Consider the following 19,822-nt stretch of genomic DNA (forward strand, 5'->3'; position numbering starts at 1 on the left):
TTTATAAGAGAGTTGGGAGCTTTATAAGAGAGTTGGGAGCTTTATAAGAGAGTTGGGAGCTTTATAAGAGAGTTGGGAGCAGCCGGAGGAAGGATATCCCTTCCCGGCTGCTCCATCATTAAAAAATCCTCCTGGATGATGGAGGTTTGCTATTTTTTTATGCAGTTTCCCTCTAGCTTAGCATATGTTTAGTCTAATCTAACGCTTATATGAACCCAATCATCATCATTTCTACTGTGAGGGACTGCGCCCTTAAGTATGAATCGCCTGTTTCTCTTTTTTTGCCGGGGACTTTTTTCCTGGCGATTCCCCCATTATGGAGGTGCTGTGCTGCGGCTGGAGTCTGGCTTTTGGATCGATGTGCATTTTCGCATTGCTCACTGCAACTGGAGCCTCTCCGAAACCGGTGGCGATTAATTTCACTTTCCCTTCGTACGTACAGACATCTCCGACTGCGTAAATTCCTTTAATATTTGTTTCCATTTTTGAATTGACGACGATTGAGTTTTTTTCAATATCTAGGCCCCAGTCCTTGATAGGGCCGAGAGAAGAAACAAAACCATAATTAACAATAACATCGTCCACTTCGACCACCTCCTTACGCTCACTCCCTATCTCCTCCAAGATTACTTGCTCAACTCTATGCTCGCCGATTAATTCCACTGGAACGTACGGCGTTCGAATCTCCACTTTTGAATTTCGAAGTTGTTCGACGCTGTGCTCATGAGCCCGGAATTTATCCCGCCTATGTACTATAGTTACGCTGGCGGCAATAGGCTCAAGCATCAACGACCAATCGACCGCAGAGTCGCCTCCCCCGAACAAAATGACCCGTCTGTCAGCAAATTGATTCATATCCTTTATATAATAGTGAAGATTTTCCTCTTCATACTTTTCGGATTCTGTTAACTGCAGCTTCCTTGGCTGAAAAGCACCATTTCCTGCTGTAATAATGATTGTTTTCGTATGATGAATCTCTGTGTTCGTTGTGATTTTAAAGTTTTCATCGCTCTGTTTTTCGACCAGTTCGACTGACTGCCCCAGGCAAATAACGGGTTCAAATTGATACATTTGCTTGCACAGATTGTCAACCAGATCCTGCCCGCTCACTTTTGGAAATCCCGCAATATCATATATATTTTTTTCAGGATAAAGAGCTGTTAGTTGGCCGCCCAACTGTGGCAAACTCTCAATGATTTTCACTGACATCTGCCTCATACCTGCGTAAAAAGCTGTAAAAAGCCCAGCCGGCCCTCCACCAATAATAGTTAGATCAAATACTTCTTTATCGCGGATCACTCACTTCACTCCTTCAACTCAACAGTCATCTCGATTTCAACAGGCGCCCCGCCTGGCAAGGAGGCCAATCCAATTGCTATACGAGCATGCTTCCTTACTTCTCCAAAAATATCATTCAACAACACCGAAGCAGCATTGATCACTTTCTTATGTTCAGTAAAATCGTTGGTCGTGGCTACATAACCGTTGATCTTTACAATTCTCTCGACTTGATCAAGATCTCCAACTAGCTTTTTTAGAGCACCCAGTAGATTGATGATACAAATCTTGGCTGCATCCTGCGCTTCTTCGATGTTAATCGAAGGCGTGCCCAAAGTTCCGATATACCTTTGTTCACCGTTAACCCTGGGGGTCTGTCCTGATAATATGACAGTTCTTCCCGAGACGACGCCCAATGCATAAGGCATGGCATCATCGTTTAATTCGGGCAAAGTGATATTCAACTCTTGCAATCTTTCTTCAATTGACATTCCCATGTCCCCCGCTTTTTTATAAAATTACCCCTTTTTTCAAAAAGAGAATGTTTCTGATTTTTTCGCGTCGCCAATACAGACGGCGACCAATTTGCATAGACTCCGCTTTTTTTCAGGGCATTTTCTTCCCAACTTTCCCCCTACCCTAACTGTAAGATTCTCTCTCCTCCGCGCGGCTCTGCTTCCTTGCCACCAAATATCCGCTAAATATAATTCCCATGAACACTGTCCAAAATATGGCTGTCCATGCAAATGATCCCGTGAGATAGACATCCAATATGCCGACACGAGGATGTGTGAGTGTAAGTACCGCTAGCTTTACACCTACCCAACCGACAAGTAGAAAAGCTGCGGATTCAAGAACCGGAAATCTTTGAAGCGAGCGAGCAAAGGCGACTGCTGCAAACCGGAATATGAATGCACCCAACAAGCCGTAAAAAAGTGCTTTTTTCTATTTTCCCTGGGTAAGTGCTTTACCAATACAGCGATTACAACTGCGTTATCCGCCGCCAGGATTCCTTCCAACCCTATTAAAATCAATAAGGTCCATCCGTATTCCAGGAGAATCGTAATATCCCCAAAAATGGCCCCCTATGATGTAACCTTTTCGAATTTGTCTGGATCTCCCTCAAATGATTCCTCAGCAATACGAATGGAGCCGGATGGACATTCCTCAAACGCATCCTGAACATCTTCTATGAAATCTTCCTCTACCTTGACGCATCCTCGATTATCATCTGCCATCACAAAGGCCAGTCCCTCTTCATCGTAGTCATATACGTCCGGTGCTAAATCACCGCATGAACCACAGCTAATGCAAGTTTCTCTATTGACGATCGTAAATAAAGGCATGACCAGTCTCCTCTCATCTAAATGATTTTTCCGGCTGCGAAATGAGGTGTCATTTTGCTAAACAGACCTTTCACTGTGACAGCGTAACCCTCAAATATTATTTAACCCTGGCCTTTTTCTTTTCTTCAAAATGAAACATTCTACGTTCAAAATGCAGTTTAACGATTGCATCCCTTTCACAAAAAGAACATTTCATACGGCATCTCGGCTTGCTGACATGAGGGGCTTTGGCAAACTCAACTGCTTCTTTTAAATGATCGATACAGACCCACATCATGCTCCCTCCACATTCTTTTGGCGATCTGAAGATTACTTCACTGTAGAAGTTTTCTTGTCCAGCTTATCCGGCTTCCTTTTCTTCACCTGTTTCGTGATTTCCATATCCCAGGCAACAGCTACATCCTGATTTTTTATAAATGTCTGGCATCCAAGGCGATATCCCTTTTCAAGCCATTCTTCCCCCAGTTTTCTTTGCTCCTGCCTCGTAATCTTATCTAGGTGTTCTGCTCCCTCCACCGGCTTAAATACACAAGTTCCACAAATTCCTCCCCCGCAAAGGTTTGGAAGCTCACCATCATACCGAAGGGACATTCTGAGAATATTGGAGTTTTCCGGGACTTCGAAGGTTTTGTTACTGTTCACGAAATGAATTTTAGGCATATTCTTGCTCCTCCTTTAAATTGGTATATGGTATACCAATAAAGTTGTCATGTAAGGGCTCAACTGACACTGAGCCCTTTAAGTATCCCTGCAAAAGTTTTTTCATATGCTTATTTCTTGATATCTGCTGTTGTTTCCACTATCATGCCATCGGTTTTCACATGGTTTTTCAATGCTTCCAATGCCGCAGTTCCGACAGCTGTATCCTGCTCGCCATTTCCGCCGCTGATTCCGATCCCTCCAACTACTTCGCCGTCGACTACGATTGGAAAACCACCAACAAAGATGGCAAATTTGCCCGGAATCATAAGTTGGATTCCGAAGGCTTCATTTCCTGGAAGTGCTGGTCCATTCGGCTCCGTGTTGAATAAGTGGGTGGAACGCTTGTGGCCCGCAGCCGTATAAGCTTTAGCGATCGCAATTTCTGGCCCTGTGATCCGTGCCCCGTTCATTCTTTCCAGAGCGATTAGATTGCCGCCATCGTCCACGATGGCGATTGTTTCCGCCACATTGATCTCTTCCGATTTCTGTTTCGCAGCTTCGATCATCAGCTTGGCTGCTTCCAACTCAAGCTTAATGACTGTTTTAAAAACTTTCTTCTCTGTTATCGACATAATCTGTCTCTCCTTCTTATTTAATAACCGACATAGACTGTTTTTACCTGTGTGAAGAATTCCAATCCGACTCTTCCTGATTCGCGGAATGTTGCTGTACTGGATTTTTTGAATCCGCCAAACGGAGCATTCATCAAGTTTCCTGTTGTCGTCCTGTTTACTTTTACAGTACCTGCCTGAATTTTCTTCGTGAAATCGCTCGCAATATGAAGGCTGTTCGTCACGATTGAAGCGGAAAGCCCATAATTTGATCCGTTTGCAACTTCCATTGCTTCCTCATATGTAGACACTTCAATGACAGCGACAACCGGCCCAAAAATTTCTTCCTGTGCAATCCGCATGTCTGGCCGTACATCTGTAAAAATAGTAGGCTCTACATAATAGCCCTTAGCATACTGGCCATCAGTGATCTGGTTACCACCATACACGAGTTTCGCACCTTCCTTAACACCGATGTCAATATAATTCAGGATGTTTTTCAACTGGCGATGGTTGGCAACTGGCCCGATCTTGACTCCTTCTTCGAAGCCATTTCCAATCTTAAGATTCTTCGTTTTTTCAATCAGCCTATTAATATAAGCATCTTTAACATTTTGAAGAACGATGACTCGGCTTGTTCCGGTACATGCTTGGCCGCTCAGGGAAAAAGCCCCATTGACTGTCAATGTTGCAGCCAAATCCAGATCCGCGTCGTCCATAATAATAATGGGATTTTTTCCGCCGAGCTCCATTTGTGTCCTCGTGTTAAAGGAAGATTTGCTGTGAATATCCTCTCCTGCTATTGTAGAGCCGGTAAAAGTGACAGCCTTTACAGCTTCGTGGGTCACTAACAAATCACCAATGTCGGATGATTTTCCAGTCACAAAGTTGATAACTCCTTTTGGTATCCCTGCATTATGCAGTGCCTCAACCAGCCTGAAAGCGATGAGTGGAGTGTCTGATGAGGGCTTGAATACGACTGTGTTTCCAGTGATTAAAGCCGGTGCAATCTTTCTGGCCGGAATAGAGATCGGAAAGTTCCAAGGTGTAATGACGGAAATCACTCCAAGCGGCTCACGCTCAGTGGATACCTTCATGTTCGGATCGTCGTGTGGAAATGTCTCTCCTGTGAAACTCTGACCTTCCACAGCATAAAAGCGCAGCGTCTGTGCAGATCTCAGCACTTCGTTCCTAGCATCATTGACATGCTTCCCTTCTTCTCTTGTCAGTTCTTCAGCCAATGTATCAGCGCTCTGCTCCAAAATGTCTGCTGCTTTATTTAAGATTGTGGCTCGCTTGGATGGCGCGGTGGCAGCCCATTGCGGAAAAGCTCTTGAAGCAGCATCGATTGCCTGACGGACATCTTCCTCATTAGAGGCCTGGAAAACTCCTACAATTTCTTCCTTATTTGCCGGATTGATGCTCAAGAATGTCTGGCCGCTTTGAGTCTCGCTCCAGTCGCCGCCTATCAAATTTTTAAACGTTTCGACCTTTGTTGTAGTCAGCAATATTAATCACCTTTTCCCATATTTTTCCCAATGAAACGGACCGCCATCGTTTCATAGAATTGAAAGTAACAGCGGTCCGTCTGACAGGCTCTTCTAATAGGAGTTACGCGTATCAAATGCGCCTTGGCGTATTTTCGCCCAGATTTTATCGAGCCCCGCTCGATAAATTTCCTCTAAAAATCTACGGCATCCGCTGGAGGCTTTAACTTTATTCAACCAGGGTTTGAACCCCCACTGAATGGAATACCAATAGGCATTCATCTCACCACTTACAGAAGTGGGAGACTTCTGCTGAATGAAGTTAAAAGTATCTTGGTCACCCAGATCAAAACTCACTTGGGCTTGACCTAAACAATACTGGCGATTTAATAAATTTTTTAAGACTTTATTAGCTCTCCAAGATCCTGCTCGATGTATTCTCTCCACAAGCCGTCCATATACATACGGCGCATTTTAGCACCAGTGCGTACTATCTCAAGACAGCTCTGCTGCAACTCAGGAGTGTCTGCATGTTCCAACACAATCTTGTATCCACGCTCACCGTGGATTTCGTCAGAGACGATGTGCAGGTCGAAGAATTCAATTTCATCATCTGTAAATCCGTATTTTTCCCTTAATGCAGGTGTCTGCTTTCTATAGATATCGGGTACCTGAGATTCAAGTCCTACAACAAGCGCAGCCGTAGCCACTACGAAGTTTTCGCGTGCCGCCACTGCGTAGCACCAGCTTTGAAGTCCGAGTGTTGTGATGGCCATATTGTTTGGATCTACGACTCTTTCGGCGGATGAGCCGCAGGCTTCTGCAAAACGTATCAACAAATCTGTATGGCGGTCACCTGCAATTTCTTCTTCATACATATTTTGCAGTGTAAAGTCCTTTGCACTTACGAATTTCTCATCCATTGGAGTGTTGTGATAGATGTACGCCAAATAGTCTGCAAACGGTCCAACATAATGGTAGTGGTTCTCCGCCCACCTTGCAAAGTGCTTTCTTTCAAGCTTTCCTTCTGCCCAAGCTACTGTAAATGGAGCTTTCTGGCTGTGATTTCCTGCAATTGCAATCTCCAATTCTTTACGAAAGTCCTCTTTTGATAATAGTTCTGCCATTGTAAAAATCCTCCTTAAATTTGTATTCATTATTTTGTATACCATTTAAGTTAAAAAACTAATGGAGCCATTGGCTTTTTTTAACTTAAAGGGGATTCACAGATTCATAACTTGTAAACTAAGCTTTTATCAGTGTATAAGTACTAGTTTTTAGTGCAGCATAGCATCTTCTTCTATTTTTAACACTTTCATCAGCTCATTCGAAAGATGATCAAGTGCTTCCTCCACTATTTTCCTGCCAATCTCAAAGTCAGCCTGCGAGGCGTCTCCAATACATCCATTCGCAGTCATTTTTTCGTAGTGATAAAAACCTTGCAGTGCACATCCCGGCCTTAAATGCTTCCACCTTCCCGCTTCCTGTATATCACCTTTTTGAAGCTTGTTAGTACGAATCAATTCGGGCGCCAGGTAAAATGCCTCTGATACTTCTCTTTCGCAACTATGACCGAATAAGGTTGACTTAACATTTTCGGCTATCGCCTTTTTGGCCGAAGCAGTTGTTTTCGCATAAAATACTTCGACATCCAATTCTTCGGTTATCATATTGACAGCTACATCCAGAGTTGATTGATTGCCCCCGTGTGAATTGAGAAACAAAAACTGCCGAATGCCGTGACGCTTAAGTGATAAAACTATATCCTTCAGCAGAGCAATCAGTGTGGTCGGCTTGAGGGAAATCGTACCTGGAAAATTCATGTGATGTGATGAAACACCCATGTTGACCGTCGGTGCGATAAGTGCGTATGGGAATAACCGCTCACCTAGTTTGACAGCCATCTTTTCTGCTAGAACCGCATCGCAGCTCTCTACCATATGCGGGCCATGCTGTTCATGTGCCCCGACAGGTATAATGGCTAGTCTTACTTTTTCCAAAGCGGCTTCGACTTCTTCCCATGTCATCTTTGCCAGTTCATAACAATTCATTCGCTTCACCTTCTGTACCTTGTCACCGCTTTCATTTTACCTAGTCATTATGGTACCGCGTTTCCTAGGAGGCTTTATTTTGATATTCTCCTGTGAAATTTCTATATCTTGCTGGATGTATAGCTGACAAGTAAGCCGGTAACCCTCTTTGAGTTTTTCCCCTAGTATATTTTGTTCCTTCCAATTTGGTGGATCAAGCCCTTCAGATCCATTGATCACGCGACATGTACACCTTGTACACTTCCCCATTCCGCACCCAAATTTTAGTTTCGGAAATTCTTTAATTCCGGCTAAAACTACCAAATTAGCATTTTCTTCCACTTCCTGTTCTACAGTTGTCCCATCCACATGAAGTATCACCTTAGGCATTTGAAGACATCCCCCCTTTTACTGAAATTTTAACTTGGGTATATTGTATACCAATAAAAACGAGAAGGCAAGGAATTTTTTTAAAAATCAAATGAATAGGAATTATCAATTCGATAAGCTTATTGAGTTTTATACTACTGTTCATATATTGCTATGTCAAGCGCCACCCACAAATTATTTTTCAAAATTAAATATTCTAAATATACAGTTGAAATTTTATGCGCTTTGATATAAACTATTAACCACATACATGGTATACAATATTCCAAGGATCTTTAACTTTTAGGTAAATCATTAAAGGAGTGGTTAGGAAATGGCAAAGTTTATCTTACTGACAAACAAGGATACTTTTCAGACGGATCTTAACAATGAGGGTTTAGAGATTGTGGAAACGTATAACTTCTATTTTTTTAACAAACTGAGGGCAAAGTATACAATTGCCAAGGTATTGGATGAAAAAGCAAAAATAAAAATGTCCGAGGAATATCACGGCAAAGAATATGTGAACTATATTAGAGTCAAGTTTTTCGAGCACTTCGACACAATCGAAGAAGTACGGGAAGAATTATACGAAATCGCTGACAAAAACGATTCGGACAAATTTTCAAATTCGAAGCTTGTTAAACTAGAAAACGCATCAGCTTAACTACAAATAGCGATCCCCCTCCCAAACCAATAGGAGGGGGATCGCTATTTTACTTGATTATCAAATGCGCCTTGGCGTATTGCGCCCAGATTTTATCGAGCTCCGCTAGAGGTTTTAACTTCATTCAGCCGGGGTTTGAACCCCCACTGAATAGAATACCAATACGCATTCATCCCAGCACTTACAGAAGTAGGAGACTTCTGCTGAATGAAGTTAAAATTTCATCATCTTACTCAAACGCTCCAACTTTTTATCTGCCTTTTCCTGTACTTTTTTGGAGTTAAACAAAAATTTCATCATACCTCAGCTCTCCTTATCTGATATGATAATTATTATATCAGATTTTACCTCAATTTGGTATACCATATACCAAAAATATTGTATAATATGTGTAATTAAGAGGTTTATTTTTCGATAAACCTTCTGTTTGGTATACCAATGAGTGTTCACTTCATATTTTATCCTTAATAAGGAGGCTCCATGATGTTAAACTCTTTATTTATTGTTATTTTGATTTTATACTTTCTTTCCATTCTTGTCCCATCATCAGGATTGTCCGCCATAATATCTGGACTGTGCATGATCGCTGTCCTTTTGACTTTTTTTAGAGTATCAAGGTTTGTGCAAGTTTTAGGGAGCGTTTTTTTAACGGCAGGGGTATTCCTGCTTTTAAAAAGTGGAGTATACTGGCCGCAGTATATTTTGTCCTTCGGGCCCATGCTGGACCTGCTGATGATGTTCACTTTAGTCCCGATATTGGGAATTCCCATCACCATTGGAAAATATAGCTCTGATATCCAAGCAATCTTACATAATAAAATAAAGACGAACAAACATTTATACATGCTGACTTCTGGAATATCCTACTTCTTCAGTATCTTTATGAACTTAGCCACTTTGCCGATGACTTACTATTCCATTAAGCCGGCTTTAGAAGGATATTCAATCCAACATCCCGAGCGTTTCATGAGCCGGGCCATTACGAGGGGGTTCGCCATGCCGCTCATTTGGGCTCCCGTTACACCAATCGTGGGAATAGTTATCGGGGTGACCGGAGTCAGTTGGGTTTCGATTTTGCCCTACGTTGTTCCCCTCAGCATATTTGGTTTAGTACTAGACTGGTATCTGGGATCACGAATTTCACAGAAGACTCTGCAAGATCCCCTTTCGACGGATGAAACGGCCGCCACAACAATTGAAAAAGAGCCGAGCAATCCCAAAAGGATTTTTCAAATATTGCTGGCTATTATCATTTTCATCGTAATCGTATCTGTTGCTGAGTCAATGCTCTCATATTCATTTTTAACAATTGTTTCATTATTAGTCATTCCCTTCTCCTTTACCTGGGCTATATTTTTGAGAAAGGGAAAAGAATTCGGAAAAGCGTTCCAAAATCATTTCCAATCCTTTTCTATTAAAATGAAAGATCAATTTTTCTTATTTTTATCAGCGGGCTTTTTTATCTCCGCAATAAAAACTTCCCATAGCAACGAAGTGGTAAATGTATGGATCGTCGATTTGATTAGTGTAATGGGAGCGAATTTCTTTTTGATGCTGCTGCCTTTAATCCCATTAATCTTTGCATTCCTTGGATTTCACCCTGCTGTAACACTGGCATTGATGGCAGAAACCTTAAACCCTGACATCACACACATATCTGCTCATATATTGACAGTCGCCATGCTTTCCGGTGCAGCTTCCGCATTTTTGATTGGGCCGTACAACGCTACCATCGGTCTCATGTCCAACATAGTCAAGCAAAGTTCCTATAAAGTGTCCAACTGGAATATGCCGTTTACAGGCGTATATATCGGTTGCACTATCATATATTTATTATCTTTACAGTGGTTTGCTTAGAATTTTCTTGCAGAAGTTTCCTTTAATTGGGAACTTCTTCTTTTTTTAAAATATAGGAAACTTCCAACCTAAATTATGGAGAGAAGTCCGGGTAATAGTTTTTCATGTTAGGGGGGACTGCACCCTATCTTGTTGGACTTTGGCACCATTTATTTGGGAAAACACCCTCAATGTAAAACACCCCCTTTTTTTTACTGAAATTTTTAGAAAATTCACTTCCGTTTACGACGATGGCATGTTATTATTTAATTGCTGAAATATTGAGCACAATATTTTGTATACAATATTTCAAAGCGCATTAACCATCATTACTAGAGGAGGGTCAAGTTATAGCTGTCAAAAGTTGCATCGACAACATTGTTGTATACGCTTTCAATTTGTATTAATCTTCAAATGAAGGGAGAAAAATATGGAGCAGATTACATTGACATTGGCGCATTGGGTTTACTTATCAGGCATTGTTGCGATTTTCGTATTTATGATTTTAAGAAGGGATGTTATTCTTCCTTCTATCATTTCCTTATTTGCTTTAGGTATAGTAGCAAGTTCCCAAGCAGGCGGAACAGACGTGTTTATCGGGGGAGCGCAAATTATATTTCGGGCGTTCTTAAATGCGGGCGTCACTTTATTTGATATTATGCTAGTTATCGCCTTGATGGGAGCAATGTTAAAATCGCTTCAGGCGCAGGGCTCAGATATAATTATGATTAAGCCTATGCAACGCTTAATGGTCAATCCTACTGCTACATTTTTTGTTCTGGGAGGGACTATGTATCTTGCAGCTACTTTCTTTTGGCCGACACCGGCAGTGGCCCTTGTTGGTACTGTGCTAATTCCTGTTGCTGTAAGAGCAGGATTACCCGCCATAGCAGCAGCTGTAGCTATCAATATTTGTGGTCACGGAATGGCGTTATCAGGAGATTTGGTGATACAGGGTGCAACAAAATTAACTTCCACAGCTGCTGGGGTAAGTCACTCGGCGATACTTCCTTATACCGGATTGTTTTCCATTATTGTTGGGGTTACGGCAGTGACATTCGCTTATCTTTTTATTTACCGCGATATGAAAAATGGCACTTTACAAGCCCCTGATAATGATGAAACCCTAAAAGGTATATCAGAAGCCGCCGCAACTACAGAGGTAACCCAAGGGAAATACGCCAAACATATCGCTATCATTGTCCCTGTTGCTTTATTTGGCATCGTTCTTCTTATGGTTTATCGAGCTATATATGTACCGGAAAATGCAATTCGCGGGGAATCGGCTACATCATTATTAGGTGGAACTGCTGTAGTCCTATTGGTAATATCATCGATTGCACATCAAGGAAGTCGGGCGTTGGAGGAAATTGTAAGTCATTTAAGGGAAGGCTTCTTGTTTGCCATAAAGATATTCGCCCCCTTAATTCCTATTGCCGGATTTTTCTTCTTGGGGCATCCCAAGCATGCAGAGACAGTGATTGGTGAAGGTGCACCTGGATATTTGTTTGATATAGGCATGCTAATTGGCAATTATATTGGTGATAATATTATTATACTGACGCTTGGAATTGTATTTATTGCCCTTATCGTTGCCCTGGATGGATCTGCATTCTCTGGTCTCCCGCTGATTGGAGCTCTTTCAGCATCACTTGGTGCAAGTGCAGGGGTGGATGTAGCTATTCTTGCTTCTTTGGGCCAGGTTGTAACAATTTTTGCCGGTGGAGGAACGTTAATGGCTTGGGGATTTGGTCTTGTGGCTGATGCGGGGGTTGCTGGAGTCAAGCCCGCTGACGTCGTTCGGCGCAATCTTATACCAACTATGATTGGAATATCCTTTGCTGCAATACTTGCTATTTTCCTTATGACAAAATAAGTTTGTTCATCTTCCTACTGGCAAAATACAAATTTGTAGTTAGTAAAATGTATGGATCCGCCGACTGTTCAGGAGGGATCACCTTTTTAAGTCGATATCAAGCAGCCAAAGGACATGCATCAAAAATTTTTATTCCGTCTAGAGTCATTGCTGGATTAGAGCGAATAACTCCGCGAACGAAAAAAGGGGTTAGGCTCCATTATCGGGCCTGCCCCCTTGACTTCATATAGTCGTCGAAATTTCTTTTTCACCCGTGGTTGCCTCCATATAGGCGTTTTTGGAGTTTTCAATGTGGATTTTCGTCAAATACTCCGCCATCTCCACTTCCCGGTTGCAAATCGCCCTCATGATAGCCAAGTGCTCTTCCATAGATTGCTTTGGCCAGCCTTCCTTCTTGAAGCCTCTCTTAGCAAAGGCACGGATATAATCTGTAAGGCCCCCAAGAATTTCATAAAGCTTTGAGTTTTTTGCAGCACTGTAAAGAAGATAATTCAATTCACTATGCAGCTCGGCGTAATCCGTTTCCGAGCTCTTCAATTGTTCTTCCACTCTCTCGATGCACTCCTTAAATTTCTTTTCAGTTGCATCATCGAGTTTTTGTGCTGCAAGCTTGGCTGCCAACGATTCCAAAGAAGAAAGGATGGTGAAGGTTTCTAAAATTTCTTTTTCTGTTATATCAGCAACCATAACCCCTTTTCTTGGGATGGTTTTTACAAAACCCTGGGATTCCAGTCGAAATAGTGCTTCGCGGATTGGCGTTCGGCTTATGTTCAATTTCTCCGCAAGCTCACGCTCAATCAGACGGTCTCCAGTCTTCAGCTCTCCCTCTAAAATAAGGTTTTTAAGATGTCTGTACGCTCTCTCGCGTATAGACAGAAGACTCTCTTCTGTCCAGCTCGTCAAGTTGCATCCCCCCTTCTGAGATGAATGTACTCTTCGGTATACTTTATACAAATTATACTTGACTTTTCTGTAAATATCAAATAATGGACGAATTTTACTTTAACTTGATTGGGCTGAGGACCTCTGTAATGATCCTTGCTAGAGTTGAAATGTTCTCGATTTTGGCTTCAATTAATGCTTTGGCCGGCAACAATAGATCAAGCTTATTAACTACCGCTCTTATATGATAATCACCAATGGGCTTAAGCGACTTATTGGCTGCCCTTCCAGGGATAAGGGGACCTTTCATCAAGTAAATTTCACCGACTTGGCTAGCATCTCCCAAACTAGCATCAATGGGAAAAATGAGCGGGTCAGCGAACTCGTTATGTATCTTTTGCAGGACATCATTTAAGTTCAATGCGTGAACAGGTGCGTCCAATGTGCCAAATACATAAAAGGGCACTCCTTTTTCCTTTAACATGCTTCCGACCATTGGCCCTAATGAATCCCCATTTGACCGACTGGAACCGATGCATAGAAAAATGATGTCTTTAGAAAAGGATTTCTGAAGAATTTCAATGACCTTATTCCTCATTGCCTCAATATCGCCTTTTTGGGCAGAAATGGCAAAAAGCCTGTTTGGATTCTTCTTTTCTTTTTTTCCCCGCTTAAATAGAGCAAGCATCCGGCCTTCCCCCTCTTGAATATTATACCCAAGATGCCTAGCAGTTCTCATCTTTTAGAACTCACAGGGGATTGAAAAACTTTAGTCGATGTTCAATGGGGAAGCGAAATTAAAATTAATTTTGGGATTAGCCCCTAAATAAGTGAAGAAGACCGGCCTTAAACCGATCTTCTTCACTCATTTTTTCATATAGTTGATTAAAGGAGGTTTCATGCTTATGAAAATTGGTTTTGAACTGATGACACAAAGGGCTTGGACTATTTTGCCAGACTCTTCTTTTTCAATCGCCATCTTATGGAACAAAGTAAAAATACCTTCCTCCAGCGGCAAGGATATCTTTCATGAAGCTGGCATGGTTCTTCCAAATAAAATCCTTACTGGCACCGGAAGGATCCATCATATATCAGTTGATACAATAAACCACTTCTCCCCTCTGCAATCCCAAAAATGCCGTCTTGTTTCCTGTCCAAAAGATCCTCCGTCAACCCTCCACTTAAACATTACCGTTCCAAATTCCAGTATAGTAAATACAATATACCAAACAAGCTTTATAAAAATGTGGAAAAGAAAAGATAGCGAAATTCAGGACACTGTTCTTTACTTTGATCCACTCTCTGTTCAAAATATCCAGAAAAACCAGTTTGAGATCGATTTATCCCACTCACTGACTAAATTAGACTAATAGAGGCGTTAAAAAGTAAACGACCAAGAATGCTGTAACCAAACGCATGACAATTCCAATGACAGCAGCCGACATAGCCTCTCTTTCGTTTAAATCAGAATTTGCCGCCCAAATAACAGGGATTTGACCAAGGATCGATGACAGTGGTAATCCTGAAGATGCCAGTACAAAAGATCCAATAACCAGACGTGGATCCATTGTGGCAGCGGCCTCCGATAATTGAGCCATAGCTAGTGTAGGGGTTGCCAGTATGGAAAGAATACCGGTTTCCGGATCAATATTCAGCATAAGCAAACCTGCTGATAACGTAGACTCAATCGGCTTCCATACACCAATATATTCGAGAAGTCCGATCACCGCGAACACTGCAGCCACTGCAGGGATAATTAAAAGAAAAACCAATTCCGCTCCTTCACGGGCAGCATTGAACAAAGTAGGCAATGCCCCTGTTTGGGGAGTGAACTTCGGCAGATTTTCAATATCGACTGCTTTCGTATCACGATAAATTGTCTTTGACAAAATAAAGGGTGCGACCAATACAGGCAGGAATACAGCTACTATGACAACTATGAATGCATTGACACCGACAGCAGTCAACGCGAGCATTCCCAACATGAAGGTGGAGAATGATTGCTGCGACTGTACCATTGTAGCAACCGCCATCTTCTGCTCCGCCTTTGTGGCTCCTGATCGGACAAGTATTGGACCTGATATTTTTCCGGCTGCGTTAATATCTCCAAGGATATTATAAATACTTGGAATCAGAACAGCTGAGTTGATTTTTAGCAGTTTGGTTACTGGCAGAAATACACGGATCAAGGCATCAGTAAATCCGAGTCTTTCCAGTGTCCGTCCAATTACAACACTGACGATGATGGTAACTCCGACGGTTCCCGTTAAAAATACTTCGACAACTACCGGAAAGACTTTATCAACCATCGCAGTAAACAAACCTGCCAATGTACCCGGGGAGATCATCATGACTGACAAGGAGGCAATAATTAAGGCAAGACCTACCAATTCAATTTTTTCCCATTTCTTTTTTCGGAGAATTGGTTGGCTGACAGCTTCCTCCAGAGAAACTTCATTTTTCACAAGAGGCTTAATTTCACCCATTTTCATTCACTCCTTTATTAGGATAGTTCAGCAAGCTTCTTCTTCACCAAATACTTTGACGCCATTTTCTCCGCATACTCCATCATTTGCGGCGTTCCAACTGCTCTTGCCGGTAGACTTGTCACTCGTTCCCTGAAAACCATCACCTCAACACCGGGAAGAAGCATGTCTAGGGCGTAGGCAAGCGGCAATCCATTTTCAAGTATTTCCAGTACATGACAGTTTCCAACGAGAAAGTTCAAATTCAACTCTTCCGCTGTTCGAATCAATTCATGTCCATCATACACACGGCTGATGGAAGCAAGAACAGTATCAGCTTCCGGATGCTCTTTCGCTACCTGCCGCAAATGGTCAGGTGTAAAGCCGGTATGTGGAAAAATATGAATAAGGTTGTTCACTGGATTTTCTGCTTCCCCCCGAAGAATCCTCCCATGCGTGACTACACTTGTTTCTGTCATGGTTGAATTTTTTCGAATTTCTTTTTCTAAGAAAAGCAAATTATTTTCCTCTTCCAATCCCATAAAGGAATGCAGGCGGCTTAAAATATCACCGAGCGTGTTTACGCCGGGCAGAGCCTTTCCGACAAACAGGACATTCCCTTCAAGTCCCCCGTATGAAATGTCGGTACGATACACCTCATGCCCGTGTAAAAAAGAAATTCCGGGATGCAATCCATGAAACGCTTCATGAAGCTCAAATGCTGAAATGTCATATAAATCGAGATAGTTTTTCAAGGTAACCCCACCGGAATTCGCTGCCTCTGCAATTGGATGATGGGCGACAATGGCATCTACCCCGGTTGCGCCGGCAAGTTCAATCGACCCCTCTGTCATTGTCATCGTTACTGCAATCTTTTTCACCTCCCTATTGCGGTCTCCATAAACCAGTCCCGGAGTTTCGATAATGTCCTTTCCTGGTAAGTTAGAAGATTTCTTTATGACAAATGGATGCTCCTGCTTGTACACTTCGTTGAGTGAATGAATCACTCTCCCACCAGTAATCTCATCTAATGCCGTTAAAACATCCTCAACAGTATGCATGCATTTTCCTCCTTTTTGTTTTTTTAATATAAAAAAACGCCAGCACAAATCAGGCAGATAGACATCTGCAGATTAGCACTGACGGTTTTTATGCGCTCAAACGAGTTCATTTGACCAGTCATTTACAATTAATTGGATAAGTATTGGCTGACATCCTGATCAAGTACAATGATGGTTACTGCCAATTCCATAGACGGATCGTAGTCCTTTAAAATAGAAATGACATGCATCCCGTACTTACCTTCAACTAATTTCTTAAAATGCTCTTTATGGCTGTCAATAATGGCGACATCTGTCATGCGGGTTACTAAGCGATTAAACTCGTCCAAATGTTTAAGAGAAGGAATCCTCTTATGATTGGCGAAGATTAATATCTTATCTCCCACAATTTCTACTTTCTGACTTTTAACGCCGATATCGAACATGCGCAAATTGAGCTCATTGTAATCCTTTATCAACTCCTGTTTAAAATGGCCTACAACCAGTTTCATTCAATTTTCTCCTTCTTTTCGATAAGAAGATTCCAAATACTTAAACAGTAATCTACCACACTCTTTTACTATTGTAAACCCTTACATGACTGTTTTTTTAAAAAATGTATTTTATATACCATCATCTTTACAGTAAGGATGTCCTTAACAAACCATCCTTACTGCTGGCTACCTCCCCAAAAATTCCCCGATCGGCTCCACCTGGATTCCTGCCTTCTTTAAAGCTTCCGGGATAGACCTTGCAAATTCCAGGGCACTCTCTCCATCGCCATGAATACAGACGGTTTCCGCCTGGATAGAAATGTCCTGTCCCTGTATTGTTTTCACTTTGTTTTCTTTGACCATCCGGATTACCTGGTCAGCAGCCATCTCGTGATCGGTAATCAATGCATTCTTTTCAAGCCGGGAAGTAAGTGTACCGTCATGTTGGTAGGTTCTGTCGGAAAAAACTTCGTTTGCGGCCCTGAGGCCGATTTTTTTTCCAGCCTTGACGAGCTCCGCACCGGATAATCCGAACAAAATAAGCTCCGGTTCGACTTTATATACCGCCTCGGCGATGGCTTCTGCGAGAGCCGGATCTTTGGCTGCCATGTTGAATAGAGCACCATGGGGTTTGACGTGCTGTAATTTTCCGCCCTCGGATTTGACGAACGCCTGCAATGCCCCGATCTGGTAGACTACTAGATCGTAGGTCTCCTCAGGAGAAATCTTGATTTCTCTACGCCCGAATCCTTGCAGGTCCGGCAGCCCCGGATGAGCCCCAATGGCTACATTCTTTTCTAATGCTTTTCTCACAGTCTTTTTCATTGTTGACGGGTCTCCCGCGTGGGACCCACAGGCGATGTTAGCGGATGTGATAAAATCCAGGAGTGCATCGTCATTTCCAACGACAAAGCTCCCGAAGCTTTCACCCATGTCACAGTTGAGATCAACCTTGTGCATTCACTTTTCCTCCTGGCTTATTTTTAAAAAAATTCCCAGTTTCACTTGTGCGATAAGCTTCTCTCTTTCAATATATAAAACTTGCGCTTCTTCAGTGGTGGCTTCAGTAAAAGAGATTCCCTCCCCCGGCTTTGTCTGTGCAACTGATGGCAAATCAATCAAAGCAATTTTCCCGATTTTTGGATAACCACCCACTGATTGACGGTCAGCCATCAAAATAATCGGACTTCCGTCAGGCGGAACCTGGATCGATCCAAAGTTAATGGCATCGGAGATCATATCCTTCGGCTGTTCGAGCACCAAATCCGGGCCTTCCAGCCGATACCCCATTCTGTCTGACTGAGAGGAAACTTTGAATTCTTTTTGGTAAAACTCCAACTGGCTATTTTTATCGAACCAATCAAATTGGGGACCCTTTAGCACCCTAATTGCAGCAGGACGCTTCCTATAAGGATAAATATCTTCGGAAATGCACCAGTTGCTCGCAATAAAAGACCCGTCGTCACCTCTAGTAGACAGTCCAGCCATCAGTTTTTCTGAAGCCCCAGAGGGCTCTCCAAATAAAAGCGTATCGCCAGCCTGCAAGGATCGGCCTTGATACCCCCCAAGGCTAGCCCGCAAATAGGTTGACTTACTTCCCATCACAGGCTGAACGTCAAACCCGCCTGCAACGGCCAAATAGGCCCTGCAGCCTTTTTTCGCATATCTGAATTGCAATTTCATCCCTTTTTTGATAAGTACAGGGCGCCACATAGGTACAAACTCTCCATTTATCGACGGACTCAGATCGCCGCCGCAAATGGCGATCAGGGCATCTGTTTCAAATAGTATCACTGGTCCTGATAAAGTCATCTCAAGCGTAGCTTCCTTTTCAAGGTTGCCGACGAGCACATTCGCCAGACGATGAGCGAGCGGATCCATTGCCCCGCTAACGATAACTCCGTATTTTTGGTAACCGGTTCTTCCCAAATCCTGAATTGTATCTAACAGTCCGGACTTCAACATTCGAATCATGACTGTGAATTCTCCCAATGATAATAAGCCTCTGCATTGATGGGATTAAACTTGATTTTATCGCCTGCTTTCAACAATGAAGGCTCTTCTTTTTCAGGCTGAAAAAGATTGAGCGGTGTTCTGCCAATCAACCGCCAGCCACCCGGTGTTTCGATGGGATAGATGCCGGTTTGACTGCCTGCAATTCCCAATGATCTGGAAGGGATTTTTGGTCTTGGCGTGGCGCGTCTTGGAGCAGCTATTCTCTCAGACATTCCCCCCAAGTATGGAAAGCCAGGAGCAAATCCGAGCATATAGACGAGATATTCTCTGCTTGAATGGATGTGAACGACCTCTTCGGGTGTCAACCCATTATGCTTTGCGACAAAAGACAAATCCGGGCCGAACTCCCCTCCATAGCAGATTGGAATTTCCACGACTCTTTGCTTGATTTTTGTATTTGCTGAACTCGCTGATAAAATTTCTCTTATTCTATCGGAAACAGCTTCGTATGGAAGTTCGTTTCCTTTTGCGAGCTTGGAAGCTTGATAAGGATCATAATATAAAGTGACGGTTGTAAAAGTCGGTATATATTCTATCTGCCATTCTTCGTTATTTTCGTCTAAAAGGCGGCTTACTGTTTGAACCTTCTGCTGTATCTCTTCATTGATTTCTGCTCCCAGTTCTATCATCACCGCGTTGTCTCCGAGCATACACAGTTTGTAATCCATGTCTTCACCTCAGTGAATTGTTCGGGAACCAGACACCCGAGTGTTCAATTTGTATGGATGCCAAGCATTAAAGTTACTATGCCTGACACCTTTGTTGAACCTATTTTATCACCAG

Annotated in this window: 23 protein-coding genes and 1 pseudogene; 4 read left to right on the forward strand and 20 right to left on the reverse strand. The window is 42.6% G+C overall.

The window, feature by feature from the left end; translation table 11 throughout:
• Window positions 1-252: 252 nt before the first annotated feature.
• The 12 genes and pseudogenes from D5F11_RS17265 to D5F11_RS17315 form a co-directional block, all read right to left on the reverse strand.
• Window positions 253-1,299: an NAD(P)/FAD-dependent oxidoreductase gene (locus tag D5F11_RS17265; protein ID WP_120117361.1), complete on the reverse strand. Its 1,047-nt coding sequence runs from the start codon at window positions 1,297-1,299 to the stop codon at window positions 253-255.
• A gap of 5 nt (window positions 1,300-1,304) precedes the next feature.
• A complete protein-coding gene (locus tag D5F11_RS17270) occupies window positions 1,305-1,769 on the reverse strand; it encodes a RidA family protein (RefSeq protein ID WP_120117360.1) in 465 nt (154 codons plus the stop codon).
• A 148-nt stretch (window positions 1,770-1,917) separates the two neighbouring features.
• Window positions 1,918-2,357 (reverse strand): annotated as a pseudogene (locus D5F11_RS17275) (TerC family protein).
• Window positions 2,358-2,363: 6 nt separating this feature from the next.
• Window positions 2,364-2,624, reverse strand: a complete 261-nt coding sequence (locus D5F11_RS17280; RefSeq protein ID WP_120117359.1) for a ferredoxin — start codon at window positions 2,622-2,624, stop codon at window positions 2,364-2,366.
• A gap of 97 nt (window positions 2,625-2,721) precedes the next feature.
• Entirely contained in the window at window positions 2,722-2,898 is a 177-nt protein-coding gene (locus D5F11_RS26680) for a hypothetical protein (RefSeq protein ID WP_185830766.1), read from the reverse strand.
• A 35-nt stretch (window positions 2,899-2,933) separates the two neighbouring features.
• Window positions 2,934-3,284: a 2Fe-2S iron-sulfur cluster-binding protein gene (locus D5F11_RS17285; RefSeq protein WP_120117358.1), complete on the reverse strand. Its 351-nt coding sequence runs from the start codon at window positions 3,282-3,284 to the stop codon at window positions 2,934-2,936.
• A gap of 110 nt (window positions 3,285-3,394) precedes the next feature.
• Window positions 3,395-3,898 (reverse strand): GlcG/HbpS family heme-binding protein, encoded by a 504-nt coding sequence (locus tag D5F11_RS17290; RefSeq protein ID WP_120117357.1) that lies wholly within the window; start codon window positions 3,896-3,898, stop codon window positions 3,395-3,397.
• 20 nt (window positions 3,899-3,918) lie between these two features.
• Window positions 3,919-5,385, reverse strand: coding sequence for an aldehyde dehydrogenase family protein (locus tag D5F11_RS17295; RefSeq protein WP_120117356.1), 1,467 nt, complete (start codon window positions 5,383-5,385; stop codon window positions 3,919-3,921).
• Window positions 5,386-5,478: 93 nt separating this feature from the next.
• A complete protein-coding gene (locus D5F11_RS17300) occupies window positions 5,479-5,721 on the reverse strand; it encodes a hypothetical protein (RefSeq protein WP_126646620.1) in 243 nt (80 codons plus the stop codon).
• A gap of 41 nt (window positions 5,722-5,762) precedes the next feature.
• On the reverse strand, window positions 5,763-6,491 hold the full coding sequence (locus D5F11_RS17305) for an iron-containing redox enzyme family protein (protein ID WP_120117355.1): 729 nt from the start codon (window positions 6,489-6,491) through the stop codon (window positions 5,763-5,765).
• A gap of 150 nt (window positions 6,492-6,641) precedes the next feature.
• Window positions 6,642-7,415 (reverse strand): creatininase family protein, encoded by a 774-nt coding sequence (locus tag D5F11_RS17310; RefSeq protein ID WP_120117354.1) that lies wholly within the window; start codon window positions 7,413-7,415, stop codon window positions 6,642-6,644.
• Between the two features lie 36 nt (window positions 7,416-7,451).
• A complete protein-coding gene (locus tag D5F11_RS17315) occupies window positions 7,452-7,784 on the reverse strand; it encodes a 2Fe-2S iron-sulfur cluster-binding protein (protein WP_120117353.1) in 333 nt (110 codons plus the stop codon).
• Between the two features lie 313 nt (window positions 7,785-8,097).
• Between D5F11_RS17315 and D5F11_RS17320 the strand changes: the two genes are divergently transcribed.
• From D5F11_RS17320 to D5F11_RS17330, 3 genes are all read left to right on the forward strand, one after another.
• Window positions 8,098-8,430: a hypothetical protein gene (locus D5F11_RS17320; RefSeq protein ID WP_120117352.1), complete on the forward strand. Its 333-nt coding sequence runs from the start codon at window positions 8,098-8,100 to the stop codon at window positions 8,428-8,430.
• Between the two features lie 483 nt (window positions 8,431-8,913).
• On the forward strand, window positions 8,914-10,287 hold the full coding sequence (locus D5F11_RS17325) for a hypothetical protein (protein WP_120117351.1): 1,374 nt from the start codon (window positions 8,914-8,916) through the stop codon (window positions 10,285-10,287).
• A 409-nt stretch (window positions 10,288-10,696) separates the two neighbouring features.
• A complete protein-coding gene (locus tag D5F11_RS17330) occupies window positions 10,697-12,142 on the forward strand; it encodes a hypothetical protein (RefSeq protein WP_120117350.1) in 1,446 nt (481 codons plus the stop codon).
• Between the two features lie 222 nt (window positions 12,143-12,364).
• Here D5F11_RS17330 and D5F11_RS17335 read toward each other — a convergent pair whose 3' ends face one another.
• The gene (locus tag D5F11_RS17335; RefSeq protein WP_120117349.1) at window positions 12,365-13,045 is read right to left on the reverse strand and encodes a GntR family transcriptional regulator; all 681 of its coding nucleotides are present in this window, start codon (window positions 13,043-13,045) and stop codon (window positions 12,365-12,367) included.
• A gap of 94 nt (window positions 13,046-13,139) precedes the next feature.
• Window positions 13,140-13,712 carry a spore protease YyaC gene (gene yyaC / locus D5F11_RS17340; RefSeq protein WP_185830767.1) on the reverse strand — a complete coding sequence of 191 codons (573 nt, stop codon included), beginning with the start codon at window positions 13,710-13,712 and terminating at the stop codon, window positions 13,140-13,142.
• 217 nt (window positions 13,713-13,929) lie between these two features.
• On the opposite strand from yyaC, the gene D5F11_RS17345 reads away from it, so the two are divergent.
• Window positions 13,930-14,394 (forward strand): hypothetical protein, encoded by a 465-nt coding sequence (locus D5F11_RS17345; protein WP_120117347.1) that lies wholly within the window; start codon window positions 13,930-13,932, stop codon window positions 14,392-14,394.
• Here the strand turns inward: D5F11_RS17345 and D5F11_RS17350 are convergent.
• The 6 genes from D5F11_RS17350 to pxpB form a co-directional block, all read right to left on the reverse strand.
• On the reverse strand, window positions 14,386-15,510 hold the full coding sequence (locus D5F11_RS17350; protein WP_120117346.1) for a hypothetical protein: 1,125 nt from the start codon (window positions 15,508-15,510) through the stop codon (window positions 14,386-14,388). The two genes, D5F11_RS17345 and D5F11_RS17350, sit on opposite strands and share 9 nt — an antisense overlap.
• 17 nt (window positions 15,511-15,527) lie before the next feature.
• Entirely contained in the window at window positions 15,528-16,550 is a 1,023-nt protein-coding gene (locus tag D5F11_RS17355) for a Nif3-like dinuclear metal center hexameric protein (protein ID WP_120117345.1), read from the reverse strand.
• Between the two features lie 128 nt (window positions 16,551-16,678).
• Window positions 16,679-17,041 carry a Na-translocating system protein MpsC family protein gene (locus tag D5F11_RS17360; protein WP_120117344.1) on the reverse strand — a complete coding sequence of 121 codons (363 nt, stop codon included), beginning with the start codon at window positions 17,039-17,041 and terminating at the stop codon, window positions 16,679-16,681.
• A gap of 168 nt (window positions 17,042-17,209) precedes the next feature.
• Entirely contained in the window at window positions 17,210-17,983 is a 774-nt protein-coding gene (locus tag D5F11_RS17365) for a LamB/YcsF family protein (protein WP_120117343.1), read from the reverse strand.
• Complete coding sequence (locus D5F11_RS17370) at window positions 17,984-18,997, reverse strand: 5-oxoprolinase subunit C family protein (protein ID WP_120117342.1); 1,014 nt, start codon at window positions 18,995-18,997, stop codon at window positions 17,984-17,986.
• The gene (gene pxpB, locus D5F11_RS17375; RefSeq protein ID WP_120117341.1) at window positions 18,994-19,707 is read right to left on the reverse strand and encodes a 5-oxoprolinase subunit PxpB; all 714 of its coding nucleotides are present in this window, start codon (window positions 19,705-19,707) and stop codon (window positions 18,994-18,996) included. The genes D5F11_RS17370 and pxpB overlap by 4 nt, the downstream gene beginning before the upstream one ends.
• Window positions 19,708-19,822: the final 115 nt, after the last annotated feature.

It is taken from the genome of Siminovitchia terrae (assembly GCF_003605405.2).
Taxonomy (GTDB): Bacteria; Bacillota; Bacilli; order Bacillales; family Bacillaceae_C; genus Siminovitchia; species Siminovitchia terrae.